The 5372-nt window shown below is 63.0% G+C and carries 6 protein-coding genes; 2 read left to right on the top strand and 4 right to left on the bottom strand.

What is annotated here, in order from left to right; all coding sequences use genetic code 11:
• On the top strand, nucleotides 1–484 hold a 484-nt coding region (locus ACTHL0_RS20955; RefSeq protein ID WP_440568817.1), incomplete at its 5' end, for a hypothetical protein.
• A 52-nt stretch (nucleotides 485–536) separates the two neighbouring features.
• Here the strand turns inward: ACTHL0_RS20955 and dnaG are convergent.
• The 4 genes from dnaG to ACTHL0_RS20935 form a co-directional block, all read right to left on the bottom strand.
• Nucleotides 537–2423: a DNA primase gene (gene dnaG / locus ACTHL0_RS20950; RefSeq protein WP_440568816.1), complete on the bottom strand. Its 1887-nt coding sequence runs from the start codon at nucleotides 2421–2423 to the stop codon at nucleotides 537–539.
• A 95-nt stretch (nucleotides 2424–2518) separates the two neighbouring features.
• On the bottom strand, nucleotides 2519–2965 hold the full coding sequence (locus tag ACTHL0_RS20945) for a GatB/YqeY domain-containing protein (protein WP_440568815.1): 447 nt from the start codon (nucleotides 2963–2965) through the stop codon (nucleotides 2519–2521).
• Between the two features lie 265 nt (nucleotides 2966–3230).
• Nucleotides 3231–3443 (bottom strand): 30S ribosomal protein S21, encoded by a 213-nt coding sequence (gene rpsU, locus ACTHL0_RS20940; protein ID WP_440568814.1) that lies wholly within the window; start codon nucleotides 3441–3443, stop codon nucleotides 3231–3233.
• Between the two features lie 69 nt (nucleotides 3444–3512).
• Nucleotides 3513–4733 (bottom strand): NAD(P)/FAD-dependent oxidoreductase, encoded by a 1221-nt coding sequence (locus ACTHL0_RS20935; RefSeq protein WP_440568812.1) that lies wholly within the window; start codon nucleotides 4731–4733, stop codon nucleotides 3513–3515.
• A gap of 121 nt (nucleotides 4734–4854) precedes the next feature.
• On the opposite strand from ACTHL0_RS20935, the gene ACTHL0_RS20930 reads away from it, so the two are divergent.
• The coding region (locus tag ACTHL0_RS20930) for a tRNA (adenosine(37)-N6)-threonylcarbamoyltransferase complex transferase subunit TsaD (RefSeq protein WP_440568811.1) at nucleotides 4855–5372 on the top strand (518 nt) is incomplete at its 3' end.

Raw genomic sequence — 5372 nt, 5'->3', positions numbered from 1 at the left:
CTTTTTCGTCATGGAGTTCGCCGTACCGGCTATAGTCTCGACTCGCGGCTGCTGGACTTCAGCCGGTTGCACCGTGGATACTTGGGTATCGCGCACTGCCGAATCGTCCGGCGTGGCAGTCGCGCCCCCTGCGCTTTTCGAACCAGCTCGCCTCGCGGCGGCGGCCCTCGTCTCCGGCTTGGCGGACGTCTTTGCCGCCTTGGTCATATCGGCGGCTGCCGCCGAAGTTCGCACAGCCCCCGAGCTTGCCGATCTCTTACCGGCCCGCCCGGCTGTACTTGCAGCCGATCTCTTTTCGGCAGAAACGACAGCCGATTCCGCAGACACCACTTTGCGCGCCGGCCCGGTCGCGCGCTTTTCGGAGCCCCGGGTATCCCCCTTGCCCGCTTTCGTCGCACGCCCCGCAGCCGCCCGTTCGCTCGTAGTCTTTGCCATCGCTATCTCGCCTCTGCCCCAGCGCTCCTGCTTTGAAAAGACAAACTAAACCGCTGAAAACCTTTTATTATATCACACACGGCGCAGTCCCTCCCCCGAACTCAGAGCCCAAGTTGCCGTTTCATGTCGGCCCGCTGCCGGTTCAGTTCCGCGTATTGTTCGATCTCTTCAGGGGTGAGCTTCGACTGTCGCGACATGCGCTCCAGCCGCTCGCTGCACGCGTCATAGCGGATTTTCAGGATAGCCGCCTGGAATTCCTCGGCGGCAATGCGCTCGCGCTCTTGCTGCTGCTCCGCCGCCGCGGCGTCTTCCGCATCCAGCATCAGCAAATCACGCACGTTTTCATCATAGTCCAGAATTTCGCTGAAGATTTCTTCGAAAGTCGCCGCGTTGGCCCCATTTCTGAGCAAATCCGACACTAGCCGAAACTCGGCCGCCTCACCCAGCGCACGGGCGTGCGTCGCGACTTCCGCGAACAACTCGCCGTGGTGGCTCTGGTTGAACAAACTCTCTTCGCTGTCCTCGTCGAGCACCGACACAATGCGCGGGTACATCACCATGTTGCGCAACGCGCGCTCTTCGATGCCCGTCACGCGGCGCCGATCCTTGCGCGCCGGCGCCGGCCGGGCAGCGGCGACGATCCGCGTATCGACATCGCATAATGCCGCCACCTCTTCGAACCGCACATCCAGCCGATCGGCGAACATATGCATGATCTGCGCGCGCAACGCATTGGCCGGTAGTGCCTGCAACAGCGGCTTGGCATCGAACAGCGCCCGCGCCCGCCCTTCGGGCGTATCAAGTTCCTTGCCGGCCAGTACTTCGTTCAGCATGAACTGGGACAGCGGCACCGCGTGCTCGATCTGTTCCGAAAAAGCCGCCTTGCCGAACTCCCGAACGTAGCTGTCTGGGTCATGCTCAGACGGCAGAAACAGGAAGCGGATCGTCCGGTTGTCCGCTGCGTGCGGCAAACACGCATCCAACGCGCGGCGCGCCGCCCGCCGGCCCGCCGCATCGCCGTCGAAGCTGAAGATGACCGTATCGGTCTGCCGCAACAGCTTTTGCACGTGGATCGGCGTACAGGCCGTGCCGAGGGTCGCAACGGCATTCGGAAATCCGAGCTGAGCCAGCGCCACGACATCCATATACCCTTCGACTACCAGCACCGAGTGCGCCTCGCGTATCGCCAGCCGCGCCTCGAACAACCCATACAGTTCGCTACCCTTGCTAAATAGAGGCGTTTCCGGCGAATTCAAATACTTCGGCTCGCCGCCGTCGAGGACGCGCCCGCCGAACCCGATCACCTGCCCTTTCACATTGCGAATCGGAAACATGATCCGCTCGCGGAAGCGGTCGTAGCGGCGCGGCTGGCCCTGCGAATCCAGCTTCTCGCTCAAAATCACGAGCCCGGCTTCGACAAGCCCATCGTTGCGGTAATCGTCGAATACGGCTTCGAGGTTCTGCCACCCGTCGGGGGCGTATCCAAGGCCGAAACGCGCCGCGATCTCACCCGTCAGCCCGCGCTTCTTCAGGTATTGAATCGCCTGCGGCGCACCCCGCAGGGCCTTGCGATAGTAGTCGCAGGCCGTCTGCATGAGATCCGACAACGCCGCGGCCGCTTTGCCATCCACAGGCGCACTGCGCTCGAAACCCGAGCCGCCCTTGTCCGCGCCGTAGCCGCCGCGCGCAGGCGAAGGCTCTCGCGGCACTGTCAACCCGACCGATTGAGCCAGCTCGCCCACAGCCTCCGGGAACGACAGCCCGCCGTGCTCCATCAAGAAGTTGATCGCCGTGCCGTGCGCGCCGCAACCAAAGCAATGATAGAACTGCTTAGTAGGACTAACCGTAAAGGAAGGGCTTTTCTCGTTATGAAACGGGCACAAGCCCATGAAATTCGCTCCGCCCTTCTTGAGCTGGACGAACTTGCCCACCACGTCGACGATGTCGACGCGGTTCAGCAGGTCCTGAAGAAAGGCGTGCGGAATCACAAGCGATGCAATAAGGCGAAATACGTGCGGATGCGGATGCGGTGACGAACGCGCGCTAAGCGCATGCGGACGGCACCCGGCCATCCAGCGTTCGGTTACTTGGCCAATGCCGCCTTCACGAGCGCGGATACCGCCGTCATGTCGGCGCGGCCCGCCAGCTTGCCCTTGAGCACAGCCATGACCTTGCCCATATCCTGGGGACCGGCTGCACCGGTCTCGGCCACCGCGGCCTGCACCTGCTCGGCGACTTCCGCTTCGGACAGTTGCGCAGGCATATAGGCGGTCAGAACCGCGAGCTCGGCGCTTTCCTGTTCGACGAGATCGGTGCGGCCGGCCGCCTCGAATTGGCTGATCGAGTCCTTGCGCTGCTTGATCATCTTGTCGACGACGGCGGTAATCCCCGCATCGTCCAGCGTGATGCGCTCGTCGACTTCACGTTGCTTGATGGCCGCAAGCAGCAAACGAATCGTGCCCAGACGGCCCGTTTCGCGCGCGCGCATTGCAGCTTTCATGTCGTCGTTGATGCGATCTTTGAGACTCATCTGTCACCCGAATGCAAGAAGAGGAATGGGATAACCAAATTGTACGGCGCGGAGCGCAAAAACCCGCTTGGGACGCTTCCTCAAGCGGGTCTGCGCAGGCTGCGCTGCTGGCGGGATCAGCGCCGGGCGATCAACCGAACCGACATCGCGATTCAGGATGGCACTCGAGCCGATACCACCACAAAACCGGACGCCAAATCAGTACAGGATGCGGGCCGGCACGCCCATAACGGCGCGCTCAGAGCCGATGCCGGCACAGGGACAATCAATAGAATTTTTTCGGGAGCATCTGGCTGCGAAGGCGCTTGAAGTGGCGCTTCACCGCCGCCGACTTCTTGCGTTTGCGCTCGGTCGTGGGCTTCTCGTAGAACTCTCGCGCGCGAAGCTCGGTCAGTAGGCCGTTCTTCTCGATCGTGCGCTTGAAGCGGCGCATCGCGACTTCGAAGGGCTCGTTCTCTTTTACGCGAATGATCGTCATGTTTCCAAACGGAAATTCACCAAAGGTCCGGGAGTATAGCAGACCTTCTGCACAATTACACGAGCGTTGTCAAGCGCTACGCGTGAATTCGAACGCCGCCTCACCTGCCGCCACGCCGGACGCCCATGCCCATTGAAAGTTATAGCCGCCCAGCCAGCCGGTCACGTCCACCGCTTCGCCGATGAAGTAGAGCCCCGGCACCCGCGAGCTCATCATCGTCGAAGACGACAGCTCCTTGGTGTCCACACCGCCCTTCGTGACTTCCGCCTTGCGATACCCTTCGGTGCCAGACGGCGTGAGGGTCCATCGCGCGAACGCTTCGCCGAGCCGGCGCAAGGTTTTGTCGGACAAATCGGCCAGCCGTGCTTCAGCCGAGACGTCGTGCGCCGCAAGCCAGGCATCGGCCAGACGCGCCGGCAGCCACTGCGCCAACAGGTTGCCGATCTGACGCTTCGTGCCATTCGATTTCGCTTCGATCAGTTCGGCTGCCACATCGCGCCCGGGCAGCAAATCGACGACGATCGGATCGCCGCTCGGCCAATAGCTCGAGATTTGCAAGATACCCGGCCCCGACAGCCCCCGGTGCGTAAACAGCAAATCCTCAACGAACGAACCTTGCGCGCGCTTCGCCCCCGTCGTCACTTCAACTTCGAGCGAGACACCGGCCAGTGTCGAGAAGGGCGCCCAATCGTCGGATGAAAACGTCAGCGGCACCAAGGCCGGCCGCATATCGACGAGCTTGTGTCCGAACTGCTTCGCCACGCGATAAGCGAAGTCGGTCGCCCCGATCTTCGGGATCGACAGCCCGCCCGTTGCGATCACGAGCGCACGCGCCTGGATCTCGCCGGCACGCGTCCCGAGCGCAAAGCGGCCATCTTCCCCACGTCGGACGGCCTCTACGGCAACGGGACGCCGCCACGCAATACGGCCGGTGTCGCACTCGGCCTTGAGCATGTCGATGATCGACTCGCTCGAATGGTCGCAGAACAGCTGGCCGCGATGCTTCTCGTGCCAGGTGACGCGGTGCGCTTTCAGCAGTGCCAGAAAGTCGCGCGGCGTATAGCGTGCAAGAGCCGAACGGCAAAAGTGCGGGTTGGCCGACAGGTAGTTGGCGGGACCCGCTTGCAGGTTCGTGAAGTTGCAGCGCCCACCCCCGGAAATGCGGATCTTCTCCGCCAGGCGCGGCGCGTGATCGATGAGCGCGACGCGTGCTCCGCGCTGTCCGGCAACGGCCGCGCACATCCTGCCGGCGGCGCCCGCGCCGATCACAGCGATATCGAAAGATTCCATGGCGCGCATTTTACCTGCGCAGCTGCCCGCTACGGCGCGCTGGTATACTTTTACGTTTTTCACGCCTGCCCTGCGGGGACGGCCTTAAAGCCGGCCGCGCTCATCTACCCACCATCCCACCATGCTCGTTCTCGGCATCGAAAGCTCGTGCGACGAAACCGGGCTCGCGCTCTACGACACCGAGCGCGGCCTGCTCGCCCATGCGCTGCATTCGCAAATCGCCATGCATCGGGAATACGGCGGTGTCGTTCCCGAACTCGCCTCCCGGGATCACATCCGTCGAGCATTGCCGTTGCTCGAGGATGTCCTCGCGCGCTCGAACGCATCGCGCGCCGATATCGATGCGATCGCGTTCACACAGGGTCCGGGGCTCGCTGGCGCGCTGCTCGTCGGCGCCAGTATCGCGAACGCGCTCGCCATGGCGTGGGACAAGCCGACCGTCGGCATTCACCACCTCGAAGGCCATTTGCTTTCGCCGCTACTCGTGGATGAACCGCCGCCGTTTCCGTTCGTCGCGTTGCTCGTGTCGGGCGGCCATACGCAGCTCATGCGCGTCACCGACGTCGGTGTCTACGAGACGCTCGGTGAAACGCTCGATGACGCCGCCGGCGAGGCGTTCGATAAGACGGCGAAGCTGCT

This window comes from Trinickia sp. (genome assembly GCF_051961175.1).
Classification (GTDB): Bacteria; Pseudomonadota; Gammaproteobacteria; order Burkholderiales; family Burkholderiaceae; genus Trinickia.
Note: the sequence above shows the minus strand (reverse complement) of the source record. Positions and strands in the feature narration are given on the sequence as shown.